25 protein-coding genes and 1 pseudogene are annotated in these 25,820 nt (G+C 72.1%); 15 read left to right on the top strand and 11 right to left on the bottom strand.

Annotated features, from left to right (window positions below):
* The first annotated feature begins 81 nt into the window (after window positions 1-81).
* A complete protein-coding gene (locus ACWCWD_RS26930) occupies window positions 82-1,005 on the top strand; it encodes an NmrA family NAD(P)-binding protein (RefSeq protein WP_450776500.1) in 924 nt (307 codons plus the stop codon).
* Between the two features lie 80 nt (window positions 1,006-1,085).
* Window positions 1,086-1,367 carry a hypothetical protein gene (locus ACWCWD_RS26935; protein WP_450776502.1) on the top strand — a complete coding sequence of 94 codons (282 nt, stop codon included), beginning with the start codon at window positions 1,086-1,088 and terminating at the stop codon, window positions 1,365-1,367.
* An 89-nt stretch (window positions 1,368-1,456) separates the two neighbouring features.
* Here ACWCWD_RS26935 and ACWCWD_RS26940 read toward each other — a convergent pair whose 3' ends face one another.
* Window positions 1,457-2,446: an aldo/keto reductase gene (locus ACWCWD_RS26940; RefSeq protein WP_450776504.1), complete on the bottom strand. Its 990-nt coding sequence runs from the start codon at window positions 2,444-2,446 to the stop codon at window positions 1,457-1,459.
* Window positions 2,447-2,569: 123 nt separating this feature from the next.
* Between ACWCWD_RS26940 and ACWCWD_RS26945 the strand changes: the two genes are divergently transcribed.
* The 3 genes from ACWCWD_RS26945 to ACWCWD_RS26955 all read left to right on the top strand — a co-directional run bounded on the left by ACWCWD_RS26945 (window position 2,570) and on the right by ACWCWD_RS26955 (window position 4,844).
* Window positions 2,570-2,983: a MerR family transcriptional regulator gene (locus tag ACWCWD_RS26945; RefSeq protein WP_450776506.1), complete on the top strand. Its 414-nt coding sequence runs from the start codon at window positions 2,570-2,572 to the stop codon at window positions 2,981-2,983.
* Between the two features lie 285 nt (window positions 2,984-3,268).
* Entirely contained in the window at window positions 3,269-4,297 is a 1,029-nt protein-coding gene (locus ACWCWD_RS26950; RefSeq protein WP_450776507.1) for an NlpC/P60 family protein, read from the top strand.
* A 187-nt stretch (window positions 4,298-4,484) separates the two neighbouring features.
* Window positions 4,485-4,844 carry a hypothetical protein gene (locus ACWCWD_RS26955; RefSeq protein WP_450776509.1) on the top strand — a complete coding sequence of 120 codons (360 nt, stop codon included), beginning with the start codon at window positions 4,485-4,487 and terminating at the stop codon, window positions 4,842-4,844.
* Window positions 4,845-4,890: 46 nt separating this feature from the next.
* On the opposite strand, the gene ACWCWD_RS26960 is transcribed toward ACWCWD_RS26955, so the two are convergent.
* Complete coding sequence (locus ACWCWD_RS26960; RefSeq protein WP_450776511.1) at window positions 4,891-5,340, bottom strand: DUF5707 domain-containing protein; 450 nt, start codon at window positions 5,338-5,340, stop codon at window positions 4,891-4,893.
* A 158-nt stretch (window positions 5,341-5,498) separates the two neighbouring features.
* Complete coding sequence (locus ACWCWD_RS26965) at window positions 5,499-5,648, bottom strand: hypothetical protein (protein WP_450776513.1); 150 nt, start codon at window positions 5,646-5,648, stop codon at window positions 5,499-5,501.
* On the opposite strand from ACWCWD_RS26965, the gene ACWCWD_RS26970 reads away from it, so the two are divergent.
* From ACWCWD_RS26970 to ACWCWD_RS26990, 5 genes are all read left to right on the top strand, one after another.
* Window positions 5,647-8,085 (top strand): histidine kinase, encoded by a 2,439-nt coding sequence (locus ACWCWD_RS26970; protein ID WP_450776515.1) that lies wholly within the window; start codon window positions 5,647-5,649, stop codon window positions 8,083-8,085. The two genes, ACWCWD_RS26965 and ACWCWD_RS26970, sit on opposite strands and share 2 nt — an antisense overlap.
* Complete coding sequence (locus tag ACWCWD_RS26975) at window positions 8,082-8,765, top strand: response regulator (protein ID WP_450776517.1); 684 nt, start codon at window positions 8,082-8,084, stop codon at window positions 8,763-8,765. Before ACWCWD_RS26970 ends, ACWCWD_RS26975 begins: the two co-directional genes overlap by 4 nt.
* A 197-nt stretch (window positions 8,766-8,962) precedes the next feature.
* Window positions 8,963-9,274: an SCO4225 family membrane protein gene (locus tag ACWCWD_RS26980; RefSeq protein ID WP_450776519.1), complete on the top strand. Its 312-nt coding sequence runs from the start codon at window positions 8,963-8,965 to the stop codon at window positions 9,272-9,274.
* Between the two features lie 107 nt (window positions 9,275-9,381).
* Window positions 9,382-10,263 (top strand): SGNH/GDSL hydrolase family protein, encoded by an 882-nt coding sequence (locus ACWCWD_RS26985; protein WP_450776520.1) that lies wholly within the window; start codon window positions 9,382-9,384, stop codon window positions 10,261-10,263.
* 155 nt (window positions 10,264-10,418) lie between these two features.
* Complete coding sequence (locus ACWCWD_RS26990; RefSeq protein ID WP_450776521.1) at window positions 10,419-10,787, top strand: YbjQ family protein; 369 nt, start codon at window positions 10,419-10,421, stop codon at window positions 10,785-10,787.
* 74 nt (window positions 10,788-10,861) lie between these two features.
* Here the strand turns inward: ACWCWD_RS26990 and ACWCWD_RS26995 are convergent, their stop codons facing one another.
* Window positions 10,862-11,383 carry a GNAT family N-acetyltransferase gene (locus ACWCWD_RS26995; protein ID WP_450776523.1) on the bottom strand — a complete coding sequence of 174 codons (522 nt, stop codon included), beginning with the start codon at window positions 11,381-11,383 and terminating at the stop codon, window positions 10,862-10,864.
* 333 nt (window positions 11,384-11,716) lie between these two features.
* Between ACWCWD_RS26995 and ACWCWD_RS27000 the strand changes: the two genes are divergently transcribed.
* The 4 genes and pseudogenes from ACWCWD_RS27000 (at window position 11,717) to ACWCWD_RS27015 (ending at window position 14,813) form a co-directional block, all read left to right on the top strand.
* Complete coding sequence (locus ACWCWD_RS27000; protein ID WP_450776663.1) at window positions 11,717-12,886, top strand: GH12 family glycosyl hydrolase domain-containing protein; 1,170 nt, start codon at window positions 11,717-11,719, stop codon at window positions 12,884-12,886.
* Between the two features lie 143 nt (window positions 12,887-13,029).
* A pseudogene (locus tag ACWCWD_RS27005) lies at window positions 13,030-13,305 on the top strand (Scr1 family TA system antitoxin-like transcriptional regulator); the annotation flags it as partial.
* A 63-nt stretch (window positions 13,306-13,368) separates the two neighbouring features.
* Complete coding sequence (locus tag ACWCWD_RS27010; protein WP_450776525.1) at window positions 13,369-14,220, top strand: class I SAM-dependent methyltransferase; 852 nt, start codon at window positions 13,369-13,371, stop codon at window positions 14,218-14,220.
* 104 nt (window positions 14,221-14,324) lie between these two features.
* Complete coding sequence (locus tag ACWCWD_RS27015; RefSeq protein WP_450776527.1) at window positions 14,325-14,813, top strand: hypothetical protein; 489 nt, start codon at window positions 14,325-14,327, stop codon at window positions 14,811-14,813.
* A 4-nt stretch (window positions 14,814-14,817) separates the two neighbouring features.
* Here ACWCWD_RS27015 and helR read toward each other — a convergent pair whose 3' ends face one another.
* On the bottom strand, window positions 14,818-17,046 hold the full coding sequence (gene helR, locus ACWCWD_RS27020; protein ID WP_450776529.1) for an RNA polymerase recycling motor ATPase HelR: 2,229 nt from the start codon (window positions 17,044-17,046) through the stop codon (window positions 14,818-14,820).
* Window positions 17,047-17,144: 98 nt separating this feature from the next.
* Complete coding sequence (locus tag ACWCWD_RS27025; protein ID WP_450776531.1) at window positions 17,145-17,468, bottom strand: hypothetical protein; 324 nt, start codon at window positions 17,466-17,468, stop codon at window positions 17,145-17,147.
* A 64-nt stretch (window positions 17,469-17,532) separates the two neighbouring features.
* On the opposite strand from ACWCWD_RS27025, the gene ACWCWD_RS27030 reads away from it, so the two are divergent.
* Complete coding sequence (locus ACWCWD_RS27030; RefSeq protein WP_450776533.1) at window positions 17,533-19,218, top strand: subtype B tannase; 1,686 nt, start codon at window positions 17,533-17,535, stop codon at window positions 19,216-19,218.
* A gap of 108 nt (window positions 19,219-19,326) precedes the next feature.
* On the opposite strand, the gene ACWCWD_RS27035 is transcribed toward ACWCWD_RS27030, so the two are convergent.
* Genes ACWCWD_RS27035 through ACWCWD_RS27055 form a run of 5 tightly spaced genes read right to left on the bottom strand, consistent with a single transcriptional unit; the run spans window position 19,327 to window position 25,786 of the window.
* Window positions 19,327-20,262 carry a polysaccharide deacetylase family protein gene (locus ACWCWD_RS27035; RefSeq protein WP_450776535.1) on the bottom strand — a complete coding sequence of 312 codons (936 nt, stop codon included), beginning with the start codon at window positions 20,260-20,262 and terminating at the stop codon, window positions 19,327-19,329.
* Between the two features lie 17 nt (window positions 20,263-20,279).
* Window positions 20,280-21,080, bottom strand: a complete 801-nt coding sequence (locus ACWCWD_RS27040; RefSeq protein WP_450776537.1) for an SDR family NAD(P)-dependent oxidoreductase — start codon at window positions 21,078-21,080, stop codon at window positions 20,280-20,282.
* Complete coding sequence (locus tag ACWCWD_RS27045) at window positions 21,077-22,600, bottom strand: amidohydrolase (protein WP_450776539.1); 1,524 nt, start codon at window positions 22,598-22,600, stop codon at window positions 21,077-21,079. The genes ACWCWD_RS27040 and ACWCWD_RS27045 overlap by 4 nt, the downstream gene beginning before the upstream one ends.
* Window positions 22,597-23,919 (bottom strand): MFS transporter, encoded by a 1,323-nt coding sequence (locus ACWCWD_RS27050; RefSeq protein ID WP_450776541.1) that lies wholly within the window; start codon window positions 23,917-23,919, stop codon window positions 22,597-22,599. The genes ACWCWD_RS27045 and ACWCWD_RS27050 overlap by 4 nt, the downstream gene beginning before the upstream one ends.
* Window positions 23,920-23,947: 28 nt before the next feature.
* On the bottom strand, window positions 23,948-25,786 hold the full coding sequence (locus ACWCWD_RS27055) for a PucR family transcriptional regulator (RefSeq protein ID WP_450776543.1): 1,839 nt from the start codon (window positions 25,784-25,786) through the stop codon (window positions 23,948-23,950).
* Window positions 25,787-25,820: the final 34 nt, after the last annotated feature.

A 25,820-nucleotide genomic window follows, 5' to 3' on the forward strand; every position in this document is an offset into this window, starting at 1 on the left:
GCGGGCCCCGCCGTATTCTAACGGCCACGAAACGGCGGGCCCCGCCGTTTCGGTGTGCGTGACCGCTGAGGAGTTGTACACATGACCACTGCCGCAGCACCGGTTCTCGTCACGGGTGCCACTGGCCGCCAGGGCGGCGCCACCGCCCGCGCCCTGCTCGCGCAGGGAACGCCGGTACGCGCCCTGGTGCGCGACCCGGACACACCGCGCGCACGGGCCGTCGAAGCACTCGGCGCGCGCCTTTTCGTGGGTGATCTCACCGCCCCCGCGACTCTCGGGGCGGCCGTGGACGGTGTGCGGGCCGTCTTCTCCGTGCAGATGCCCGCGTACACCGGGCAGGGGTTCGACTTCGCGGGCGAGGTCAGCCAGGCGGACAACCTCATGACGGCCGCGCGGGCCGCCGGTGTGGAGCAGTTCGTCCAGTCCTCCACCAGCGGCGTGGGGCAGCACGTCGAGGCCCCGGGCTGGGCCGAAGGACGGTGGGCGGTGATGGAAGCCCCGCTCGGCACGAAGGCCGCGATCCAGGACCGGCTGCGCGAACTCGACTTCCCCTACTGGACGTTGCTCAAGCCGTCGTTCTTCATGGAGAACTTCGAGCCGTCCATGCGGTTCTACTTCCCCCGCGGCATCGAAGGGGGTCTGGTCACCGTCGTCCGACCGGGCACGCACCTGGCACTTGTGGCGGCCAAGGACGTCGGTCGGGCGGCGGCGGCTGCCGTGTCCGCCCCCGCCGTCTTCCACCGCGTGGAACTGGAGCTCGCCGGCGACTACCTGACCATGACCGAGATCGCCGAGATCCTCTCCCGCGCCTCGGGCGTCCCGCTGACAGCCCCGGACATGACCGAGGAACAGGCCCGTGCCGCCGGAATGGGAGACATGGGCGCCACGCACGAGTTCGTGGACGTCGTCGGCCAGCCGGCCCGGCCACGGTTCGCCCGTGCGCTGGGCATCGATGTGACCAGCTTCGAGGAGTGGGCGCACGAACACCTGCGGACTGCCGCCTGAGCGGGGAGGTACCGTCGGCGCGTCGCCGCGCGCCTGGCCGGCGCCGGGCGTGGCCGCCGACGCGGCGAAAGGAACGGATCATGGCCAAACGCGCAGCCTGGCTACGAGCGCTGGGTCAGGTCATCGACCGGTCGGGCGACACGAGTCCCGTCGGGTGTCCGGACTGCGGTCACCATCGCCTCGCCGTCAGGTACCTCGTCGATCCCGACAGCCGCACCGGGTACGCACTCTTCTGGTGCGACTCCTGCCTCCACGGGATCCTGGTCTCCCGCGTCCGCGCACCGGACGGGTTCCCGACCTGGCCCCTCGATGATCCGGCATCCCTCGACGGCGTACCGGAGTTCACCCGGCGCGATTCCTGACGCGCGGGCGGGGACGGGTGAACTCCGGGACGCCCCGCCCGCGCCTCCGCCCCGTCCCCGCCTCCGCCCCGCTCACATCCGCCCCCTCCTCACTCCCCCGGCAGCGGCTCCGCGCGCGCCGCGTCCAGGAGCGCGCGCTGGTCCGGGGAGAGTTCGACGTCCACCGCCTCCAAAGCCTCGTCCAGTTGCCCCGGGCTGGAGACGCCGATCACCGGCAGTGCGGCCGGGTCGCCGCCCAGCAGCCAGGCGTACACCACCTGGTTGACGGTGGCGCCGCTCTCCGCGGCCACCTCGCGCACGGCGGCCAGCTGCCGGTACGAGACGGGGTGGTCGTACGGGGCGGGGAGCGGCTTGGCCGGGTTGGAGTAGGCCCCGTCGAGCAGGGCCGTGTAGGCGAGCAGGGTCAGTTCCGGCCTCCGGCGCACTTCGGCGAGGACCGCGTCGTCCGCGTACCGCTGGACCCCGAAGTCCGTACCGGGCAGGGGGCGCAGGTACGTATGGCGCTGCTGGAGCGCGACGGCGTCGGGCAGGCCGAGTGCGGCGGCGGCCTCCTCGGTGGCGCGCAGGCGTGCGGCGGTCAGGTTGCTGACGCCCGCCATGCCGACGGCGCCGCTCCCGATCAGCTCGCCGAAGACGCCGACGGTCTCCTCCAGCGGGGTGTCCGGGTCGTCCACGTGCCGGTAGAGCAGGTCCAGGCGGTCGGTGCCGAGACGTTCGAGGCTGCCCTTGAGGGCGTCCCGTACGGCGGGGGCCGAGAGGCCCTCCAGGACATCGGCCGCACGGTCGTCCGTGACGGCCGGGCCGTCCACGGGCCGGCCGCCGAGCTTGCTCGCGAGGACGACCTCGTCCCGGTTGCCGCGCCGGGCGAACCAGCGGCCGAGTAGCGTCTCGCTCTCGTCGCCCGTACAGCCGTCGATCCAGAAGCAGTAGTTGTCCGCCGTGTCGATGAAGTTGCCGCCGCGCTCGACGAACCGGTCGAGCAGCGCGAAGGACGTCCGTTCGTCGATCCGTGCGCCGAAGGGCATCGCCCCCAGGCAGAGCACGCTGACGTCCCGGTCGCCGATGCGGTGGTAGCGCATGTGTCTCCTCGTGTGCGGGCCGGTGGGCCACGTCTGGGTGGACCCACGCTCACATCCGGAGCGCGCTCCGGATCAAGTCCCGGCGGACCGGCCCCCGTCCGCACCGGCGACAGAATGGGCCGCATGGAACCAGAACCGGCGACCGCCGCGTTGCTGACGCCCGCCGAGACCGCCGCGGAGTCCGGGTTCAGCCTGGACACCCTGCGCTACTACGACCGGATCGGCCTGCTGGGGCCGGTGGCCCGCTCGGCGAGCGGGCACCGGCGTTACTCCCCCGGCGATCTGGAGTGGCTCGCGGTGCTGCGCTGCCTCAGGGAGACGGGCATGCCGATCGCGGACATGCGGAGCTACGCCGAGCTCGCCAGGGCGGGTGACGGGACCGTGCCCGAGCGGCTGGCCGCGCTGGAGGCGCACGACCTCCAGGCCGAACAGCGGCTGGCCGAACTTCTCCGTCAACGTGCGCATCTGAAGGCGAAGATCGCGTACTACCGGTCGCTCGAAAAGGGAGCAAAGGACGTCAGGGATGTGGACGGCTGATGTCGGCGGCGACGGCGTGCAAAACCCGGCCGGACGGACGCGAAACGTCAAGTTGTCGTTACACGCCGTGTGTTGTGAGTAAAGAAACCCGCCGAGCGCCGCTATTCCTCCGGTGGAGATTGCTCCGATCACAGGATGGTCACTAAAGTCAGGGCTCGAACCTTCGCACGATCAACTACCCATCCGGGTGAAAGCGAAGACGCCGTCGTCACCGTGACGTGCCGGGAGCCAGGGATTCAGCTCCCAGCACCCCGGCGGGCGGCTCGATGAGAAGGAGCTCGCTCCGTGGCGTCCCACCGCCGTCCCAAACCGCCGAGTCGTGCCCGCGTGACCGTGCTCACCGCCACCGCGGCCGCCGCTGTCGCCCTGACCTCCCAGGCGGCCCACGCCGACCCGAAGCCGACCAAGAGCGAGGTCAAGGCGAAGGTCGACAAGCTCTACTCGGAGGCGGAGAAGGCCAGCGAGAAGTACAACGGGGCCAAGGAGCAGCAGGACAAGCTCAAGAAGGAAGTCGACGCGATCCAGGACAAGGTCGCGCGCGAGCAGGACGAGCTGAACAGCCTGCGCAGTGAGCTGGGTTCGATCGCCACCGCGCAGTACCGCTCCGGCGGCATCGACCCCTCCGTGCAGCTCTTCTTCTCCTCGGACCCGGACAGCTTCCTCGACCAGGCGTCGGCGCTGGACAGCCTCACGGCCAAGCAGGCCGAGTCGCTGGAGAAGATCCAGGCCAAGCAGCGCTCCCTCGCCCAGGAGCGCAAGGAGGCCCAGGGCAAGCTCGGCGAACTCGCCGAGGTCCGCGAGGCGCTCGGCAAGAGCAAGAAGGCGTCCCAGGCCAAGCTGGCCGCCGCCCAGCACCTGCTGAACACCCTCACCGCGGCCGAACGCGCCCAGCTCGCCGCTCAGGACCAGCGTGCCAGCCGCGGCGCGAGTGAGCGGGTCGACCTCGGCAACGAGGCGCCTGGCTCGGCCGTCGGATCCGCCGCTCTCTCGGCCGCCGCCACCCGGATCGGGATGCCGTACTCGCACTCCGTCACCACGGGCCCCAACTCGTTCGACTGCTCGGGTCTGACCCAGTGGGCGTACCACCAGGCCGGTGTCGAGATCACCCGCACCACGTACACCCAGTTCAACCAGGGCACCCACGTCTCGCAGAGCGCGCTGAAGCCCGGTGACCTGGTCTTCTTCAACGGCAACTCGCACGTCGGCCTGTACGCCGGAGGCGGCCAGGTACTGCACGCCCCCTACCCGGGTGCCTACGTCCGCTACGAGTCGATGAGCACCATCGGCAGCTTCTACGGCGCGGTCCGCATCTGATCGCGCCGGTCACGCCGGTCACGCCGCGGGATCTCGCGCCGTAGGTCCCGCACGGCACGATCTCGCACCGCAGGGCTCTCACCGCAGGATCTCTCGCACCGCGCGATCCGCCCCCAGGCCAGGGACGCGGGGTTCTCCGCGTCCCCCGCCGCATGCGGGGAACGCATACGCCGGGGGGGGGCAGACCATGTGGGGCAGAGGCTGCGGCGTCGGCGCGGTGTGCGGTCTCCTCGCCGCCGCCCTCGCCTGCGTCCTCATCGGCAGGGCCTGGACCACCTGCGACATCGGCGGGGGTTCGTACGCGAACTCGCTGACGCTGGTCGTCCTCTTCGTCCCGCTCTGGCTCGTCGGCACCCTGTGCTGGGTGCTGCCGTACGGGTTGCTGGGGCGGCGCTTCCACGGCGGGTGGGCGGTCGCGGCGGGCACGGCCGCCACCCTCTTCCTCGTCTGGTTCGCGGCCACCTGGCTGGGAATGCCGGACGACTACCCGGCGCCGTTCTGCGCGGACAACGTGCCGGGGTGGTGGCCGGTGTGGATTCCCGCGTGAGTGCGGTGCGTCCGCCCGTACGTGCCGGGTCCGCGCCGGCACGGAGTCAGCGGGTGACCTCGAAGGTGGCCGCGCGGGACACGAACTCCGTGTCGCCGTCCTTCGCCGTCGCCAGCACCGACACGTACCAGGTACCGGCCGTCAGATCGGCCACCTCACTCTTCGACACGGACCGCGTGTAGGTGCAGCGAGAGGTCTCCTCGGAGGTGCTGTCGCAGCTCGCGTCCTCCACGTACCGCAGCTCCTCCGCCGTCGGCTCCAGCTCGGAACTCTTGGGCCAGGCGATGACCTTGAGGCCTTCGACCCCCGAATCGTCGCTCACGTCGGCGGAGTAGGTGAACTTCCCGGCGACCAGCGGAGTCGGGGCGGTGTAGTGGGCCGAACCGTGCTCCACCGCGAGTTCGGTGGCGGACGAGGCCATGGCGTAACCGCCGACGGCGATCGCGCCGAGAGCGACGACACCGATGACGGACGGGACGAGAACGCGCTTGGACATGGTGATCCCCCGGATGTGGAGTGGATGAGTGGGTCGGCCGGTCGGTCGGTCGACGCGAATCGGTCGACGCGAACCGGTCGACGCGAATCGGTCGATGTGCGGGAAAGCGGGAGCCGGGGAAACCCCCGTGGTCTGCCGCTTTCTCGATGGGATCGAGCCTAGGACCGCGCCGTGGCCGCGTCCTCACGCTGCGGAACGATCGGCGCGTCGAACCAGGGGTGCGGCCTCTCCACCCCTGGGTAGAGGGCGCGGTCGTTCTCCAGCCTGAGGACGCCGCTGACCTGCGCCCATAGCCTTTGAGTTGTCATGAAACGAACCGACGAGCGGCTGCTCCCGCTCCTTCTGATCTGCGCCCAGGCCTCGGTGTGGCCAGGGGCGGCGCTGGTCCGTGGGACCGTCCCGGACGGGTCCGCCCTGCTGGTGGCGGCCCTGGTCGCCGGCCTGGTGACGGCGGCTCTCCGCTTCCGCCATGCGCGGCCGGAGGCGGCCCTCGTCGTGGTCGCCGCCGCCTGCGCGCTGGGCGCCGAACCGCTGCCCCCGGGAGCGGTCGCGGTCCTCGGTACGGCGGGTGCCGCGCTGGCCGTCTTCACCGTGGCCCGCGAACGCGACGCGTTCACCGCTCTGTTGTGCACGGTGGCGCTCGCCGCCTGGCAGTTCCTGTGGCACATCACCCTGCACGGGCTCAGCGACCGGAGCGGGCTCGACCGCGTGCTGACCACCACGCTGTACGCGGCCGCCTGCGCGGCCGGGCTGCTGGCCCGCAGGGCCCACCGGGCCCGACAGGTCGCCGAAGAGCGGCTGAAGCGTGCGGAGATCGAGCGCCACCGGCTTCCGGCGGTCGAACGACGCCGCATGGAAAGGGAGTTGCACGATGTCAGCGCCCACCACCTGACGGCCGTCGTCGTCACGGCGGGCGCGGCGCTCGGGCTGCGCGACCGCCGCCCCGACATGGTCGGCGAGGCTCTGGAGTTCGCCGCGGAGACCGGCCGCGAGGTCACCCGGGCGCTGGGCGCCGTACGGGCCCCGGCGCCCTCGCGGGACCAACTACCGTCGCCGCAGGAGCGGTTGCAAGGCCTGGTCGCCGGTTTCTCCCGCCTCGGGCAACGCGTGGAGTGCGTGATCGACCCGCTGCCGGACGGGGCCGTCGCGGACGCGGTGTACGGCATCCTCCGGGAGGCCCTGACCAATGTGGCGCGGCACGCGTCCGGAGCGCCCGCGACCGTACAGTGCCGCTACGGCGACACCCGTACCGAGCTCGTCGTCACCAGCGGGCCCTCGCCCGCCGGGGCGGCGGCGCACGGCGCGGGCCTCGGCTCGGGCCGCGGCCAGGGCTTCCTGCGCTCCCGGGCGCGGGAGGCCGGCGGCACCCTGACCAGCGGCCCGACCGCCGAGGGCGGCTGGGAGGTGCGCGCGGTGCTGCCCGGCCGGCACGCCGCCGCGTCGGCGGAGCGGTCGGCCCCGTGGAGCTACCGTCTCGCCCAGACGGCCGCCGCGGCCGGGCTCGCCCTGCAACCGCTGCTGCCGCTGCTGGTGGTCCACACGGACTACTCCGCGTCGAACAGCCAGCGCATCCCGGCGAGCGTGCTCTTCGCGCTGCTGGCCTCGGCGCAGGCGCTCGTCCTGCTCCGGCGGCACCGCGCACCCGTCACCACCCTGGCCACCGTCCTCGGCCTGGCCGCGCTCTGGCCGGTGGCGATGGTCACCGGCGCGTACACCGGCCCCGCCCTGCTGCCGCCGCTGCTGAGCATGGCCGCCACCTGTGCGGTGCTCGCCTCCGTAGCGGCCGGGGCGACCGCCGCCCGCCCGGCCGAGGGCGCGCACCCCCGCACCCCGCTGGCGAGGTACGGCCCGTTCGCGGCCGTGGTGGTGCACGCCTCGGCCGCCACCGCCGCCGTCCTGCATCGGGACACCGGAACCGGCGTCCCGGTCTGGGCGCTCGTCGCAGGGGCGACGGCCGGCCCGGCCCTCGCGGTCGGCGCGGCCTGGTGGACCGGCGTCCTGCGCGGGCGGCGGCGCCGGGCCGCGAGCAGCTCGCAGGCGACCGGCCTGGCTGCCTGGACCGAGGAAGCGGTACGGGACGCGTGGGCCGAACGCCGCCGGATCGCCGCCGGGCTGGAGACCACGGTGCTGGCCCGCACCGTCGACCTGGTCGCCCAGGCCGAGGCTGGCCGGCTCGACGCCGTCGCCGAACGCGCCCGCGAAGCCCTCACCGCGATGCGCGCCCTGCTCGACACGGTCCGGGACGCGGAGACCGCACCCGAACTCCGGCCGCAGCCCACCCTCCAGGCCCTCGACCTCCTCGCCCACCAGCTCCGGGCCACCGGACGGGACGTCGAGATACGCATGGCCGACCGCATGCCGAGACGGCTGCCCACCGATGTCGATCTTGCTGCCTACCGCGTCTGCGAGACGGTACTCGCGGCCGGCGACGACGGGCCCATGGTGGTCGCACTCGACGTGGACGGCGAAGCGCTGACGCTCTCGGCGACCGGCGTACCGGACACCGCCCGCGCCCCGCTCGGCCGCCGACTGGCCGCGCGGACCACGGTGATCGGCGGAACCTGCATCACCGACCCGCCGGGCCCGGTGCTCGTCCGACTGCCCCTGCCCGCGGCTCCCGGCCTGCCTGCCGGCAACGCCATGCAGCCCGGCAACACCACGCAGCCCGACAACGGCACGCAGCCCGACAACGGCACGAAGCCCGACGCCGCCACGAAGCCGGACGACAAGGAGGGACAACGATGAGCCTCAACGTGCTGGTCGTCGACGATCAGGGCATCGTGCGAGCGGGGTTCGCCGCGGTCATCGACGCCGAGGACGACATGACGGTCGTCGGCGAGGCCGCCGACGGCGCGGAAGCGGTGCGCCTCGCCGCCGAACTCGCCCCGGACGTGGTCCTCATGGACGTCCGTATGCCCGAACTGGACGGCATCGCCGCCACCCGGATCATCACCAGCAGCCCCGACGCGCCCCGCATCCTGGTGCTGACCACCTTCGACCTCGACTCCTACGTCTTCGACGCGCTGCGCGCCGGAGCCTCCGGCTTCCTCCTCAAGGACGTGCACCCGGACGAACTCCTCCAGGGCATCCGGGTGGTGGCCGCCCGGGAGAGCGTCCTCGCCCCCTCCGCGACCCGGAGGCTCATCAACCACTACGCGTCCGTGCCGGGCAGCGGGCTCCCCGGCGGCAACACCCCGCGCGAGCTGAGCCACCTGACCGCCCGCGAAATCGACGTCTTCACCCTGATCGCGGCCGGGCTCACCAACACGGAGATCGGCGAGCAGCTCGGCATCACCGTGGGCACCGTGAAATCCCACGTCAACGCCCTGCTCCGGAAGCTCGGACTCCGTGACCGGGTCCAGGCGACGATCCTCGCCTACGACCTCGGCCTCGCCCACCCGAACCCGCCCCACTCCCCCGCCTGAGCCCCCGCCGAAGCCCTAACCGAGCCCCACCCGAGCCCGCGTGAGCCTGGTTTGTGCCCCGCTTGAGCCCCCGGGGCCGGCCCGGCCGGACCAGATCGCCGTTACCCCCGTTACCCCGGGCCGTCACCCGTATCCCGTATCCGTACCTCTCGTCGAACAGCCGCGCCGCGGCCGTCCCCACCCAGGAGTCCACCACCATGGCCGGTCCAGGCCGCTCCCTGCTTCGCTCCGTGCGCCAGGCCCTCGGCACCCTCGCCGCCCGCGTCTACCTCGTCGGCTGCGCCCTTCTGCTCGGGTGGGCGATCGTCGCGTCCGGCGACGGGTCGATGGCGGCGGTCATCCCGCTGGGCGCCACCCTCCCCTCCAGCATCGTCCTGCTGCTCACGCTGCCCGACAGCGACGTGGTCTTCCTCCTCTCGATCGTCCTCGGCGCCCTGATCAACGCCCTGATCATCGGCTGGATCGCCCGCGCCCTGCGCCGGGGCAACCGTCCGGACCCGACCTCCTGACCCGCTCCACCCCGAACTTTCCTCACTCCGCCCGCTCACGGCGCCCGGTAAGGCGCCGCGATCCGGCACGCCCTGTTCAGGCGTCCCACCACATCGCTAGGAATTCGATGAACCGCTCCCGTCACCTCGCCAAGCTCCGCCGCGGTGCCGCGGCCACCGCCGCCCTCACCGCCGCCGCGGCCTCGCTGCTCTTCGCCGGTTCCGCCCCGGCCGGGGCGGCCGGCACCTCCGGTTCCGTCACGAACTACGTCGCCCTCGGCGACTCGTACGCCGCCGGTACGGGCGTGTCCCCGGTGACGAACGCCGCGTGCGACCGCTCCTCGGGCAGCTACCCGGGCTGGATAGCCGCGACGTACAAGCCTGCCGTGTTCAAGGACGTCACATGCTCCGGAGCGACCACGCGCTCGCTGTGGAACACGGAGGGCTCCGCCGCACCCCAGGTCAACGCCCTCACCAAGGACACCGACCTGGTGACCGTCACCCTCGGCGGCAACGACCTCGGCTTCACCGACGTGCTCACCACCTGCGTACTCTCCGGGCTGACCACGAAGGAGGGCACCCCCTGCCGCGACAGGCTGGCCGGCGGCAAGGACCTGGACGCCGACTTCGCCAAGCTGAGCCCGCGGCTGACCGACATGCTCACCGACATCGAGCGCCGCTCCCCCAAGGCCCGTGTGGTCGTGGTCGGTTACCCGAACCTCTTCCCCGCCGACGGCGGCATCTGCGGCTCCTCCGCGCCCCTGGCCAAGGGCGACATCACCTGGCTCAACCAGACCACGTACCGGCTCAACTTCATGCTGGAGATGTCGGCCCACCTCAAGGGGGCCGAATTCGTCGGCCTGACCGACCTGTTCCAGGGCCACGACATGTGCCAGTCCGCCTCGCCGTGGATCAACCCGCTGCTTCCGGTGACGCCCGGATCCGCCCACCCCAACGCCTTCGGACAGCTGGTCATCGCCGAAGAGGTGTACAACCGGATCAACAACTAGCGGTACGAACAAGCGAGTCGGCCCAAAAGCAAGCCAGTCCGGAAGCAGGTCAGTCCGGAAGCAAGCCAGCTCGGAAGCAGGTCAGTCCGGAAGCAAGTCGGTCCGGAAGCGCTTCAACTCCACCTCCACAAGCTCCTCGACGTAAGGCGAATCGCATGTCCATAGATGACTACACCGGCGGCCCGGCCAAGGGCTCGGACGTCCTGGTCGTGACCACCAACGACGTACCGGGCCACGAGGTGAAGCAGGTGATCGGCGAGGTGTTCGGCCTCACCGTGCGCTCCCGCAACATCGGCTCCCAGCTGGGTGCCGGCCTGAAGTCGGTGATCGGCGGCGAGCTGAAGGGCCTGACCAAGACCCTGGTGCAGACCCGCAACGAGGCCATGGCCCGCCTCATCGAGGCGGCCCGTGCGAGCGGCGCCAACGCCGTGCTCGCGATGCGCTTCGACGTGACGACGGCCGCGGACATCGGCACCGAGGTCTGCGCCTACGGAACGGCCGCGGTCATCGCCCCGAAGGCCTGACCCCGAGAGCGCGGACGACGGGGGGAGCCATCGCCTCCCGCCGTCCGCGGTTCACTCCCCGCGCGCACCTCGGGTCACAACTCGCGTACGAGCCAGACCAGTTCGCCCCGCCCGTCCGTCGTGGTGCGGTCACGGACGAATCCCAGCCGGTCGAGCACCCGGAACGAGGGCTCGTTCCACGGCCGGACCGTGGCCCAGATCCGGGTACGGCCGGTACCGGCCACCGCGTCGACGACGGCCCGGGCCGCCTCGGTCGCGTACCCGTTGCCGTGCGAGCGGCGGAAGAACTCGTAGGCGATCTCCGGCTCTTCGAGGCTGGAACGCCCGACGATGAGCCCGCAGTAGCCGATGAGATCCCCCTCGCCGCCTCCCCCGCCACCCGCCTCGCGCAGGCGGACCGGCAACAGCGCGATGCCGTCCGAGGGGATGCGCTCGATCATGGCGCCGATCAGCCCCCGGACGTACGCGAGCGACTCCGCCTCCGTACCCCGTTCGGCGTGCAGGGCGCGCAGGGCGGGCGCGTCCGACGGGGACCAGGGCCGCAGCGTCAGCCGCTCGGTCTCCAGGCGGGAGGGCATGGGCGGGTACGTGGTCATGGCGGCCAGCATAGGAAGACCACCGCCTGCCGGGGCCGGCCGCGCACCACTCCGGCATGGCGCCCGACCGCAATCCGAAGGCGCCAACAGCCGCCCAGGCAGCCCGCGTTCACCGGAAGCGCTTCACCTCGACGCGCGTTTGAGCAGCACATCGTCGAAGGCCTTCGAAGCTCCCGTCGAACGCGCCGTCGAACCTGCCGTCGACGCCCCGTCGAACGAAACAAACCCTGTCCGCCGTCTTGTCACCCTCTCCCGGCCGCCCCTACAGTCCCCCCGGATGGGAGCGCTCCCACGACTGCCCCACCACCTTCCCCCACTGCCCGAAGGGACATGATGCGACACCGTGCACGCACCCTCCTGACAGCTCTGACGCTGATGCTGGGTACGACCACCGCGCTGCTCACCGCCGGCCCCGCCACCCAGGCGGCCACGCAGGCCACCGGCCAGATATGCGAGCAGTACGGCTCCACCACCGTCCAGGGCCGCTACACCGTCCAGAACAACCGCTGGGGCACCAGCGCCACCCAGTGCATCAACGTCACCGACAGCGGGTTCACCGTCACCCAGGCGGACGGCTCCGTCGCCACCAACGGCGCCCCGAAGTCGTACCCGTCGATCTTCCTCGGCTGCCACTACACGAACTGCTCGCCGGGGACGAACCTGCCGAAGCGGATCGACACCATCGCGGCCGTACCGACCTCACTGACGTACGGGTACGTCAGCAACGCCACCTACGACGCGGCGTTCGACATCTGGCTGGACCCCCAGCCGAAGACCGACGGGGTCAACAAGACGGAGATCATGATCTGGTTCAACCGGGTCGGCTCCATCCAGCCCATCGGGTCCCCCACCAGCACCGCCACCATCGGCGGCAAGACCTGGGAGATCTGGACCGGGAACAACGGCGGCAACGACGTGATCTCCTTCGTCGCCCCGTCCGCGATCAACAGCTGGTCGTTCGACGTCAAGGACTTCATCGACCGGACCGTCAGCCAGGGCATGGCCGCCAGCAACTGGTACCTGACCAGCGTCCAGGCCGGCTTCGAGCCGTGGATCGGCGGGGCGGGCCTCTCGCTCTCCGCCTTCTCGTCCTCCGTCACCGACGGCCAGGACACCAACGGCAACGGCACCGGAGGCGGCACGACCGAGCCCGGCGGCGGCACCACGACTCCGCCGGCCGGACAGGCCGCCTGCCAGGTCGAGTACACGCCCAACGTGTGGCCGGGCGGGTTCACCACCAACGTCACCGTCAAGAACACCGGCACCACGGCCGTCAACGGCTGGAACCTCGCCTTCACCCTCCCCTCCGGCCAGCAGGTGACGCAGGCCTGGAACGCGACGGTCAGCCCCACCAGCGGCGCGGTCACGGCACACAACACCACGGCCAACGCCGTCATCAGCCCCGGAGCCACCCAGAACTTCGGCTTCCAGGGCACCTACACCGGGACCTACGCGGAACCCTCCGCCTTCACCCTCGGCGGAGCCGCCTGCACGGTCGTCTGACCGGGGCCGGAGCGCGGTGACGCGCCACTGGTGACCCTGCCGGGAACGCCCGCATCCGGCAGGGTCCCCAGGGGCAACCTCACCGCCGACGCTCACGACGCCCCCGCGACAGGCCTGATGCGATCCAGCGGCACGTCCCATTCGGCATGATCGGACTGGACACGGTCGAACTGGGCGTCATCCCGTTCACAGCGTCAATGGAGATCGTCCCCGCCAACGGCTTCTGAATCCTCGACGATCGCCTGGTGGTGGCGGAGGACTGGCACGCCGAACTGTGGTTGAACGACGCCGACAACATCGCCCTGTACACAAAGGTGTGGAAAACCCTTCAGACGTCGGCCGTGTACGGCACCGAGGCCCACAACGTGATCAACGCCGCCCGACGCGCGCTGGACCCGGGCCGCACCGCGACCCCCTGAGCGCTTCTCGGACGCACCCCGTCCGGCGGTAGGTTGAATGCCCCCGCACCGAGGAACAGAGGGATGCCCATGCCCACCGCACCGGACCGCTTCAAGGACACCGGGCCCGGGCGGCCCCCGCGCCGCACGGTCTTCGGCGAGGTGGCCGAGGTGTACGACCGTGGGCGTCCCGGGTACGCCGACGAGCTGGTCACCGAGGTGCTGGAGTACGCGGAGCTCGGCGACCGTACAGCCCTGGAGGTCGGGGCGGGCACCGGCAGGGCCACCGGGCTCTTCGCGGCACGCGGCGTACCGGTCGTCTGCGTCGAACCGGACGCCCGGATGGCCGAGGTGCTGCGCCGCAACACGGCCGCGTACCCCCATGTGCATGTCGAGCCGGGCGACTTCGAGGAGTGGAGCCCGTCGGGGCGCCGCTTCGGGCTGCTGTTCGCCGCCACCTCCTGGCACTGGGTGAACCCGGAACGCCGCTGGGACTTGGCCCACTCCGTCCTCGAACCCGGCGGCGCAATGGCCCTGTTCTGGAATCCGGTCGCAGTGATCGACCCCGAACTGTTCGCCGGACTCCGTGCCATCGACCGTCTCCACGGCGTGGAGGAACCCCCGCACGACGCCCTCGCCTCCCGTTACGGCCCGGAGGCGGGCACCCTCGACGGCGTGGAGGGCCCGGGCTGGCCGGTGGACGAACTGCGGCGCGACGGGCGCTTCACCGACCTGCGTACGGTGCGCTTCCGGCAGACCATGCGGTACGACACCGCCCGCTACCTCGCCTTCCTCACCTCGGTCTCCGCCTACCGCATCCTCCCCGAGCGCAGCCTCGCCCAACTCCTCGTCGACACACGCCGTTTGCTGGACTCATGGGGTGGCGAGGTCGACATGCTCCACATCAACGACCTGGTCCTCGCCCGCGCTGTCTGAGCGATGTCCGCAGCCCGGGACCGCCCGGTCGAACGCGCTGTCGCACAATGGCCGTGGCAGCGGAATCGGCAGTTCAGCAGTTCGGCGGCGGAGGGACAGGGCTCATGGACCGGAGCGAAGACGGCAGCGGGGACGGCTACGGGGACGCGCACGGCGACGACCGGACCGAGGACCAGGTGCTGGCGGAGGCGGTGAAGTGGATGGGCATCCGTTCCAAGCCCGACGGCACCTTGACCGGGCTCCGGGCCAAGCTGCTGAGGAAGACCGTGCGGGAGCTCGACCTCGTCGTCGAGCTGCCCTTCGACGACGCGGTGCGGCACGTCACCGGAGTGCTCGAAGAGGCGGGGACGCCGACCGAGCCGGCCGCCGCCGGTGGCCGGCGGGCGGTCCGCGTGGTCGCGCCCGGTGGTTCCGGCGGTCTGAATCCGGTCGTGGTCACCGCGCTGCTGACCCGGGGCCCGGGGCACCGTACGAAGGTCGGGCTCCGGGCCGTGGCGGTGGAGGGGCTGATCAACCAGCGGTCGGCCGAGAAGGCCGCCGCCGGTCTCGCGGAGCTGCTGACCGGAAGCGGAAGCGGGAGCGGGAGCCGGTAGGTGCTCAGGCGTCCGTCAGGACGACCAGCCGCTGCGTCGCCCGGGTCATCGCGACGTAGCGGTCCACGGCCCCCGCGATCCCCGTACCGAGGGACTCCGGCTCGACCAGCACGACGAGGTCGAACTCAAGTCTTTTGGCCAGCTGCGGAGTCAGCGACCGCACCCGGGGGGTCGCCCGGAACGCCGGGTCGCCGATGACGCAGGCGGTCCCGTCCGGGTGGGCGTCGAGCCAGTCGCCGAGGACCGTACGGAGGCCGGCGACGGGACCGTACGTGACGGGGATGCCGCTGCTGCGGATGGAGGTCGGCACGTTGGCGTCCGGCAGCGCGGCCCGGACGACCGGTTCGGCCTCGGTCATGATCTCTGCCGGGGTGCGGTAGTTGACGCTCAGCGAGGCCAGTTCGATCCGGTCGAGCCCGATCCGCTCCAGGCGTTCCCGCCAGGACTCCGTGAACCCGTGGCGGGCCTGGGCGCGGTCGCCGACGATGGTGAAGCTGCGGGACGGGCAGCGGAGCAGCAGCATCTGCCATTCCGCGTCGGTGAGTTCCTGGGCCTCGTCGACGACGATGTGCGCGAACGGGCCCGCGAGCAGGTCCGGGTCGCCTCCGGAGAGCGCCGACTCGTCGGTCAGGGCCTCGCGCATGTCGCCGACACGCAGCATCGTGATGACGCCCTCGCCGTCGTCGTCGGCCTCCAGCAGCGCGTCGACGGTCTGGGCCATCCGCGCGTTCTCTGCGGCGATCAGCGCCTCGCCCCGGCGTTTGCGGCGCGCGGCCCCCGGGTCGCCGAGCCGCTGCCGGGCGGCGTCCAGGAACGGCAGGTCGGAGACGGTCCACTCCTGGGCGCGGGCCTCGTCGCGGCGCAGCAGGCGCCGGTCGTCGGCGTCCAGCCAGGGGGCGCACCTGCGCAGGTAGGCGGGTACGGACCAGAGGTCGCCGACCAGGTCGGCTGCGTCGAGCAGCGGCCAGGCCCGGTCGAAGGCCGCGAGCAGCTCGTGGTTCTTCGCCAGGGACGCGGTGAGCCGGTCGGTCGGGGTGTCCTCGTCGTGCTTGTCGACGAGGAGGGCGACGAGCTCCTCCCAGACCTGTTCGCGGGCCTCGTTGTGCGGGGTGCCGGGCTCAGCGGCCGCGAAGGCCGCCGCCCACTCCTGGGCGCTCAGCCGTACGTCGGCCCAGTGGGTGGTGACGGTCATGCCCCGCGCGGGCGGCTCCTCGTAGAACCGGACGGCCGCCTCGACCGCCTCCGTCACCAGCTCCCGGGACGCCTTCAGCCGCGCCGCCTCCGGGTCCCGCTCCACGGAGGCCCGGGCGCCCTCGGCGACGAGGTCGCGCAGTACGCAGGTCTGGACGCCCTCCTCGCCGAGGCTGGGCAGGACGTCGGCGACGTAGTCCAGGTACGGGCGGTGCGGGCCGACGAAGAGCACCCCGCCCCTGCGGTGGCCGAGCCGGGGGTCGGAGTGGAGGAGGTACGCGGAACGGTGCAGCGCCACGACGGTCTTCCCGGTGCCCGGGCCGCCGTCCACCACGAGGGCGCCGCGCGAACCGGCGCGGATGATGGCGTCCTGGTCGGCCTGGATGGTGGAGAGCACGTCCCGCATCCGGGGCGAGCGGCTGGAGCCGAGGCTCGCGACGAACGCGGACTGGTCGTCGAGCGCGGCGTGCCCGTCGATCCCGTCGGCGGTGAAGACCTCGTCCCAGTAGTCGCTGATCAGGCCGTCGGTCCAGCGGTATCTGCGGCGGCTCGCCAGGCCCATCGGGTTGGCGTGGGTGGCCCCGAAGAACGGTTCGGCGGCCGGGGAGCGCCAGTCGAGCAGCAGCCTGCGGCCCGTGCTGTCGGTGAGGCCGAGCCGTCCGACGTACACCGGGTCTGCCGCTGCTCCCGTCCCCGTCCCCGCCTCTGCCTCCGCCCCCGTCCCCGCCTCGCCGACCATCCGCCCGAGGCAGAGGTCGAGGCCGAAGCGGCGCAGGGTGCGCAGGCGGGCGGTGAGACGGCGGATCTCGGTGTCCCGGTCCATCGCCTGCCGGCCCGCGCCGCCGGGCGCCCTGCGGGCGGCGTCGAGCTGTGCGGTCAGCTCGGCGACCGACTCCTCCAGGGCCCCCGCGACGGCGGCGAAGTGCTCCTCGTCGCGGGCGATCAGCCGGGGGTCGGCCTTCGCGGCGAGGCGGTCGGGCAGCGCGAACGCGGTGGTGGCCGGGGCTGCGCTCAGGGAGGCCGGGGAGGGCTGGGACGGCATGCGGGCGGCTCCGGGGTGGGGGTGGGACGCACGGAATTCCGAGGTCGGCCGCCGATTGTGCGCCACCGAGGGGGCCTTGCCGCAAGGCCCCCCTTGCGCTATATGTTGAGAGTGGAAAGAGGTGGGTACACCCTCTTCCTCCTCCCCTTCTCCCTCCAGCGGTCGCCTCGGGTCTCGCCGACGCCCCACTGCCGCGCCCACCGCAGGGATGTCGACCGGAACACCTTCCCGCGGAAATTCTGAGAAATTCTCAGGAATCCCGGATATTCACTCAGGGAATTCTCATATTCATCCCTGTGCATTCCCGTTATTTCACCTGTGCATCTCGGAGCAGAGTCAACAGGATTGTTGAAGATTTGCTGGACGATGGCATAGGTTCGAAAGCGCAGAAGCAATGCAGCACCCGCGTAGTCGTCCAGCACACGCGGCAGTTGCAAGCGATCGTTGCACGCGCGGCAGTTCCGGCTGCCGTAAAAGGAGAAATCCGTGAAGCACAGGGCAGTGAAACGCAGGACCGTCGTCGTGGGCCTCGGGTCGGTCGCAGGAGCGGCAGCCGTCGGGGGATTCGCCGCGAACGCCCAGGCGGAAAGCCGCGGCTCCTCGCAGAATGCGGGGAAGCCGGGAAATTCGGGGGCCCTGATCTTCGACCCGGGCGCGTACACCGAACTGACGACGACCATCACGACCGACGCCGGCGACAAGGAGGTGACCTACCACTTCTGGAAGGCGATCACCTACGTCTCCGCACCGGTCGACGCCGAGCACCAGAGCCTGGTGGTCAGCGTTCCCGTCAGGATCGACGGCAAGGCCGTCGATGCGACGAACGCGCCGATTCTCTTCTCCAATTCCGTGGGCGGCTATTTCCCCGCGAGCGTGGCCGCCGCCGCCGGCGTCGGTGAGGCCGCGATGGAGATGGGCGACCTCGGCGGGATGGGCGGCGGGACGGGCGCTCCCCCGGCCGGGACGGGTACGGGTACGGGTACGGGTACGGGAGCAGGCACCGGCACCCCGACAACCGGCACCGGCACCGCCGAAGCGCCCTCCGGCTCGAACGACATGCTGAACGGCATGGGCCAGATGGTCAGCCTGCCCGAGCTGGGCCTGGCGGCCGGGTACGTCGTCGTGGAGCCGGGCTGCCGGGGCCGTACCCTCACCGATGCGAGCGGTACGTACTACGGCACCGCGCCCGCCGCGATCGTGGACCTCAAGGCGGCGGTCCGGTACGTCCGTTCCAACCAGGGCCGCATCCCCGGCGACACCCGCCGCATCGTTTCCACCGGCACCAGTGCGGGCGGCGCGCTCTCGGCGCTCCTCGGCGCTTCCGGGGACAGCTCGCTCTATACCCCGTACCTCAGGGAGTTGGGTGCGGCCGAGGCGAGCGACGCGGTCTTCGCCAGCGGCGACTGGTGCCCGATCACCGACCTGGAGCACGCCGACGGCGCGTACGAGTGGAACTGGGGCACCAACACCCCGCAGAGCGGCACGCTCGACCAGCCCGTGTCCAAGGAGCTGCGGGCCCAGTTCGCCGAATACCAGGCCTCCTTGCGCCTGAAGGGCCTGAACGGGTTCGGCCCGCTCACCGCGCGCAACTACGACGAGTACCTGCTGGAGACCTACGTCCGGCCCGCCGCGACCACCCACCTCAAGGGCCTTGCCGAGGCCGACCGTTCGGCGTACCTGTCGGCCAACCCCTTCATCACGTGGAAGAACGGCCGGGCGGCCTTCACCTGGGCGGACTACCTCGCCCACGTGGGAGCGCGGAAGAAGACCGCCCCGGCCTTCGACACGTTCGACCTGTCCGGCGGCGAGAACAACGAGTTCGGCACCGGCACGACCGAGGCCCGCCACTTCACCGCGTACGGGCAGCGCCACGACACCACCGGGCTCACCGCAGGCCGCGTGGACAGCGACATCCCGGCCCTGCTGGACCTGATGAACCCGATGTACCACCTGGCGCGCCACAACCCCGGCCGTTCCAAGCACTGGTGGATACGCGTGGGCACCAAGGACACCGACACCGCGCTGACCGTCGTCGGCAACCTCGCCGCGACCCTGCACGGCCTCGGCGACGACGTGAACTCGCTGATGTACTGGGACCAGGGGCACGGCTCCAACACCGACGCCGCCGACTTCATCACCTGGGTCGCCCGGGTGACCGGCCACCGGAAGTGACCACGGCACGACGGGCCCCCGGGGCGTGCTGCCCGGGGGCCCGTCGTGTGTGCGCGTACCGCCGTGCCCTCCCCCTGACCGGTCGGGCGTTCCGGTACGGCGGGCCGGTCAGACCGGCCGGTACTGCCCCAGATCCGCACCTGCCGCGACCAGGTCGGTGACCTGTTCGCAGGTGACGAACTCGACGCCGCGCGAGGCGACTTCGTCGAGCCAGTGTTCCAGGGCAAGGAGTCGGTGGCCGCGGCCGATGACCTCGGGGTGCATGGTCACCGTGAGGACTCCGTCCTTGAAGTCCCGCACCATGTAATCGAGATCGGCGGTCCAGCTCGCGAACATCTCGCGCGGGTCGCGGAGTCCGGGCATCAGGCCGGACGCGGTCCGCAGGAACTCCAGGTACGGGAAGTCGTCCAGGGACCAGGCGACCGGGATCTCCAGCAGCCCGGCGGGCTCGCCCCAGCGGACGCCGGAGTCGTGCGGGACGTCCGGGGTGCGGCAGGGGTACGGGGCGTAGTCGTGGCCCATCAGGCTGCTGTCGTAGCGCAGTCCGTGTTCCACGAGCAGTTCGACGGAGGCGTCGGACAGGTCCCAGGCGGGCGCCCGGAAGCCGCGCGGCAGAGTACCGGTGACCTCCTCAAGGGCATCCAACGACCTCTGCAGCACGGCGCGTTCGGCCTCCGGGTCCAGGGCGGCGACGTTCTCGTGGGCGTGCCCGTGGACCGCCACCTCGTGGCCCCGGGCGATGAGCTCACGGGTCAGCTCGGGGTACGTGAGGGCGGTGTGCCCGGGTACGAACCAGGTCGCGGGGATGGACCGGGACTCCAGGATGTGCAGCAGCCGGGGTACGGCGACGGCGGCGAACTCGCCCCGGGAGAGCGGGGTCGCGGTCAGCATGCCCCGCGCCATCCAGGAGGAGATCGCGTCGAAGTCGAAGGTGACGCAGACGTATCCGCTCCGTGCGGACCGGGAAGCCGGCGTGGTTCCCGAAGCCTGCGTGGTTTCCGAGGCCGGCGTGGTTTCCGAGGCCGTCGTGGTTTCCGAAGTCATGGGTGTCGTCGCTCCGCTCAGCTCAGCGGCAGTGCGGCGTTGCCGGTGCCCGCACCGCCGTCCACGGAGAGCGAGGCGCCGGTCATCCACGAGGCGTCGGGGCCGCAGAGGAAGGCGACCGCTCCGGCGATGTCCTCGGGGACACCGGCGCGGGGCCAGGGCTGTCCGCCGCGGATCTTGCGGACGTACTCCTCGCCGAGCGGGTTCACCTCGCTGTCTACCTCGATGAAGCCCGGGGAGACGGCGTTGACGTGGATGCTGTGCTCGGCGAGCTCCAGGGCGAACGCCTTGGTGAGCATGTCCAGGCCGGCCTTGGAGGTGCAGTAGTGCGCGGCACCGCGGCGGGCGCGGGCGGAGGCACCGGAGCTGATGTTGACGATGTGGCCGCCGTGGTCCGCGTCCACCAGGCGCCGGGCGAAGGCCCGCGACAGGGAGAAGACCGCGGACAGGTTGACGTCCATGACCTGGTCCCACTGGTCGTCGCGCATCTCCAGGAGCGGGGCGCTCGGGTAGAGGCCGGCCGCGTTGACCAGGATGTCCAGGCCGCCGAACACCTCCCAGGCGCGGTCCACGAAGCCCGGCAGCGAGGCGCGGTCGGAGAGGTCGACCTCCAGCGCGGCGAACGTACCGGCGCTCCCGGAAGAAGAGGCCTCGGCGACGAGCGGGGCGAGGCGGTCGGCGCGGAGGTCCGCGAGGATCACCTTGACGCCGTCCTCGCTCAGCCGCCGCGCGACGGCCGCCCCGATGCCTCCGGCCGCTCCGGTGACCAGCGCGATCCTGGGCTCGTTCCGCGCGGGGGTGCTCTCGGGGGTGCTCACAGTTCTCCTTCTGTCCCACGCACCGTGTCGTGGGTCGTGTCGTCGTGGACCGTGTCGTCGTGGACCGGGCCGTCGTGGACCGGGCCGTCGTGGACCGGGCCGTCGTGGACCGGGCCGTCGTGGGTTCCGTCGTAGTGGGTCAGGCCGTCGAATCCGGCCCGCAGGCCGGCGTACCGGTCGGCGGCGGACCGCTCGTCCGGCTCCGCGCCGCCACGGGACGCGCGCCGGGCGAGGGTGTCGTGCGCCCCGGCGGCGCCGTCGGCCAGCAGGTCGATGACGCACCAGGCCATCAGCACGGCCGGTTCCAGGGCGGCGAGGACGTGGTCGGTGACCAGGTAGTCGACGCTGTGCGCGTCCCCGGTGGCGCCCCCCGTGAAGGGGTGCAGCACCGGCATGACCGCGCCGAGGTCCCCCATGTCGGTGGAGGCGCCGAGGTGCCGGCCGGGGACCACCGCGTCCGGCCCGTGGAGCGCGGTGCCGTTGGCCCTGGCCAGCTCGACCAGGGCCGGGTCCTGGTGGTGCGGGAGGTAGTTGAGGGTGGTCTCCACGCTCGCGCGGGCGCCGAGCGCCACCGCGCCCGCCCGGGCGGCCCGGTCGACGACGGCGCAGGCGCCGCGCAGGGCGTCCAGGGTGCGGGCCCGGATGACCACTTCGAGCTCGGCGCGGTCCGGTACGGCGGTGGGCGCGTCGCCCCCGTGCGGCAGCACGGCGTTGACGCGTACCGCGTCCTCGTCGCGGAAGGTGTCCCGCTGGGCGTCGATCGCGCTGATCGCCAGCATCGCCGCCTTCAGCGCGTTCACCCCGTGCCACGGCGACGAACCGGCGTGGCTGGACCGGCCGGTGAAGACGATCCGCTTCACCACCGACCCGTTGTGGCTGTCCCCGACGCTGAGCCGGACGGGCTGCCCGGTCGTGTGGACGAGCATCGCCATGTCCACATCGTCGAAGGCACCCCGCGCCAGCAGGTCGGCCTTGCCGACCAGGTGCTTCAGTTCACCGGCCCGTACCCGTGTCCGCCGCCACTCCAGCTCCACGCTCTCCTCGGCCGGTACGGCGAGGAACGCGACGTCCCCGTCGAGGTGCTGCCGTACGGCGGCCAGGCCGATCGCGGCGCCGATCATCGACGCCACCTGGGCGTGGTGGCCGCAGGCGTGGGCCGCGCCCGTCTCCGGGTCGGCGAGCGGGTGGCGGGGCAGCACCAGGGCGTCCAGTTCGCCGAGCACGGCGACGGTGGGACCCTGCGTGCGCCCGGACATCCGCGCCTTCACCCCGGTGAGGGAGAGGCCGCTCTCGAAGGGGAGCTGGAGCTCCGTGAACCACCGGGCCACCGTCGCGGCGGCCCGGTGCTCACGGAATCCGGTCTCCGGGTGGCGCTGGAGGTCCTCGCTGAGGTCCAGCAGGCGCTCCCGGTAGCCCTCGATCGCCGCCCGCGCCCGCTCCTTGAGCTCTGCGACGGGCACGGGGCCGGGCGCGGGGCCGGGGCCGGAGCCGGTACCGCTTCCGGGTACGGACGCCGTCACGCGGCGCCCACCGCGACGGGCTCCGGGGCGGACTCGGGCTCCGACAGCTCCAGGTGGCGGCCGAGGCCGGCCCGGAACGCCTCCGGGGTCTGCGGGGTGACCAGCGCGCCGACGATCGCCAGGACGCAGCCCGTACCGAGGAAGGAGAAGGCCACACCGTACGAGAAGTGCTCCGCGAGGAAGCCCATCACGAACGGCGAGATCGCACCGGCGAGCTGGCCGCCGAAGTTCACCATGCCGCCGCCGACACCCGCGTACTCCGGGGGCAGCATGCGCAGCGGCAGGCCGAAGATCTGCATGTACGCCAGGTACATAACGAGGGTCGCGCAGGTCTCCCAGGCGATGAACTCGCCCGCCGACCCGGCGCGCACCATCATCACCAGCAGGCCGCCGAGGACCACCATGACGGGGACGACCACGCGCCGGTGGTTGCCCTTGAGGAAGCGGTCGAAGAGGTAGCCGCCGATCATCATGCTGATCGCCGCGGCGACCCACGGGACGCCGGAGAGCAGGCCCACACCGGTGAGCGAGACGTTCTTGTTCTCGCGGAGGTAGGACGGCACCCAGGACACCAGGCCCCAGCCGATGATGTTGAACCCGCACATCATCAGGGCGAAGCGCCACATCATCGAGGACTTCAGCAGGCCCATGGCCTGGCGCAGCGACACCTGGGCGACCGGCTCCGGGGCCTCCGACTGCCCGGTCGCGGCGGCGAGCTCCTCGGTGGTCAGCGGCTTCGGCATGCCCTTCCACAGCACGATCACGATGAGCAGGCCGAGCACGGACACCGACCAGAACGCCCCGCGCCAGCCGAAGGCCACGATGAGCGGTGCGGCGACGATCGGGGCGATCGCGGAACCCAGCGGGTTGGACGCGGACATGATGCCGTTCGCGGTCAGCCGCTGCGCCGGGGTGGTGCGCTCGCTCAGCGCCTTCATGGAGGCGGCCGGGTACATGCCCTGGAAGATGCCGAAGACCGCGCGGATCACGATCATGGTCGTCAGGCCGATGGCGATCCCGCTCGCGGCGGTGAAGACCGTCCAGCCGCCGGCCGCGATCAGCATCGCGCGGCGGGCGCCCTTGGTGTCGGCGAGGATGCCGCCGGGGATCTGCATCGCCGCGTAGGTGATGAAGAAGGCCGTGAGGATCAGGCCCTGCATCGTGGTGCCGAGGCCGAACTCCTCACCGATGTCGGGCAGGGCAAGGGTGATCACAAGCCGGTCGATGTAATCGATCAGCCAGGTCATGAAAAGCACGGCGACGGCGGCCGTGGCCACTCGCTTGGCTGAGCGAACCCGGGAGCTCTTGCCCTCTGTCATCTTCCACCTCCACGCGGATACCGGTCGATCACGACCCGGAACCTGTCGTCGGATCGTGGTCAGCAGTGTGCAAACTGGACGTACTCCCACGGTTTGTGGACGACGAAGAGGTTTTCGGCATTTTCTCGTGCTCCGCGACAAACGCGTTCGGCCCGAGGGCGAAGAGCTGTACGGCGGCGTTCAGCCGCTCGTAAGGATCGCCCAGGTCGAGCCCGGTCAGCTCACGTATCCGGCCCATCCGGTAACGCAGTGTGTTCGCGTGGATGTTCAGCTCCCGGGAGGCCGCGGCGGTGTCCCCGAAGGCGTCCAGATAGGCCGCCAGGGTCTGGGTGTACGCGGTGCCGCGCCGCAGATCGTGCGCGCGCAGCCGGTGCACGGGCCCGTCCTGGAGCCGCCGGTCGGCGGTGACGGCCTCGCCCAGCACCAGCAGGTTGACGGTGCCGCGCACGTCCTCCAGGCAGGCGCTGCGGACCTCGCCGCGCCGGGCCAGGGCGCGTACCACCAGCTCCGCCTCCATCCGGCTGGCGGGCAGCTCCCCCAGGTGCGGTACGCAGAGACCGATGCCGGTACGCGGCCGGGCGCCGACCGCGTCGGCCACCGCGGCACCGACCGCGTCCGCCGCCCGCCGTATCCCGTCCGGGTCGACCGGGCCCACCAGCGCGACGACGACCCGGGACGGGCCGGTGGTGGCCAGTGCGCGCCACCGGTAACCGGCGAGGCGGCGCAGCGCCTCCTCCTTCGCCCGGTACAGGTCGGCGGCGCCGAGCCCCGGGCCGTGCGCCGACAGGTCCGCGATCAGCACGGTGACCGGAGTCCCCGGGTCGACGGCCAGATGGGAGGCGGCGAGACGCGGATCGACGTCGCCGAGCAGGGCCCGGCCGAGGAGCTCCTCGTCGAGGCGCCGCCGGGCCACCTCCTCCTGGTCAAGGCCGAGGAGCACGCTCACCGCGACCGTCGCGGCGTCCGCCAGGAGCACGGCGGCGTTCGCGGCGAGCGGTTCGCCGCCCTCGGCCACCCAGATCGAGCCGAGGTTCTCCGTACCGGCGCGCACCGCCGCCGCGAGCCGGCGCCCCGCGCCGAACTCGGGGACCGCCGCCACGTCGACCACCTCGGGGCTGGACCACAGCCGCCGGTAGACACCGAGTTCGACGAGGCGCGCCCGGTACCCGACCGGGCCGTGCTGGTCGAGTACGGCGGCCCGGCGCATCTCGTCGTCGCCGGGGCCGAGACGGGAGGCGGCGAGCAGCTCCTGACCGGGGGTGAAGATCATCACCGAGCCGTTGACCAGCCGGGAGAGGGAGTTGGCGAGGCTCACCAGGTCGTGCCGGCGCCCGAACATCGCGGCCCGCCGCGTCCCGGGCCCCACCCGTACCGCCAGCAGGGCGCGCAGCCGCCCGATCAGGTCGGTCCAGTCCTGGTCGGGCGCGAGCGCCAGGACCGCGACCCCGTGCTCCGTACCGAGGGCGCTCGCCTCGCGCAGCGCACGGTCCCCGCCGTCCTTGACGATCACGGCACCCGCCCCGGCCCCGACCGCCGCCCGGATCAGCCCGCCGGGCTCGCCCCCGGCCCCGATGCCGAGCAGGAGCGGGCTGGGGGGTGATGCGCTCGGCCGTTCGGGCCCGGCCGGTTCCGGCGCTGCCCCGGCGGGGTCCGGGCCCGGCGCGCCCTCGTGGACGGCGAGCGTACGGACGGGCACGCCGAGACCGTGCGGGGCGGCCCACACGGCGACAGTGCCGGGCCCCAGGCAGTCCACGACGGTGGCCAGCGTCACCGGGGTGTCGGCGGCGGGCTGCGGGGTGGCGTCGGCTCGCCCCGGTGAACCGGCCGGCCCGGCGGCGCCCACGTGCTCCGGGTTGTGGTCGGGCACGGCGGATCAGCTCCAAAACTTGGCGGGTCACACA

This window comes from Streptomyces sp. NPDC001493 (genome assembly GCF_053597235.1).